Source organism: Phycicoccus jejuensis (genome assembly GCF_000720925.1).
GTDB lineage: Bacteria > Actinomycetota > Actinomycetes > Actinomycetales > Dermatophilaceae > Phycicoccus > Phycicoccus jejuensis.
On the sequence record NZ_JOEE01000038.1, the window covers coordinates 1 to 700 of the forward strand.

The window sequence follows — 700 nt, forward strand, 5'->3', positions numbered from 1 at the left end:
GCAAGACCCTCGGATGGAAGACACCCGCCGAAGCCCTCGACGAGCTACTGTCCCAACATCATTCAGTCGGTGTTGCGACCACCGGTTGAGTCCGGTCTGGGAGCCGCGGTCGGCGTGCAGGATCGTGCCGGGTGTCGGGCGGCGTTGCCAGCGGGCCATCTCCAGAGCGTCAACGACGAGCTCGGTGCGGATGTGGTCAGCAATCGACCAGCCCACGATCCGCCGCGAAAAGGCGTCGATCACGGCGCAGCAGTACACCCACCCGTCGCTGGCGCGGTGCTGGGCTTGGGAGGAGCGTCAGCGACGGAGTCGGTGAACCACACCCGATCCGGGGCGTCGGCGGTGAAGACCCGCTGCACGAGGTCCTCGTGGGTGGCCGGTGCTGGTCGGTGTCCTCGCTTGCGGCGGTGGCACACCCCGGCCAAGTCCCGCTCGCGCATCAGGCGGGCCACGCGCTTGCGCCCGCACGCGAGGCCGAGCCCCAGGCGCAGCTCGGCGTGCACCCGCGGGGCGCCGTAGGTGCCACGGGAGTCGGCATGGACGCGCTCGATCGTGACGGCCAGCTCGGCGTCGGCCACCGCCCGCTTGGAGGGCGGGCGGGCGACGGCCTCGTAGTAGCTGGAGCGGGCGATGCCCAGCACCTCGCAGGTCACCGCGACGGGGTAGCCGTCGGCGGCCAGCTCACGGACCAGCGGGGCGC

1 protein-coding gene and 1 pseudogene are annotated in these 700 nt (G+C 71.9%); both read right to left on the reverse strand.

The window, feature by feature from the left end:
- Nucleotides 1-132 precede the first annotated feature (132 nt).
- A pseudogene (locus IG69_RS23335) lies at nt 133-258 on the reverse strand (DDE-type integrase/transposase/recombinase); the annotation flags it as partial.
- On the reverse strand, nt 240-700 hold a 461-nt coding region (locus IG69_RS21370), incomplete at its 5' end, for an IS3 family transposase (protein WP_157577749.1). The pseudogene IG69_RS23335 and the gene IG69_RS21370, both read right to left, overlap by 19 nt.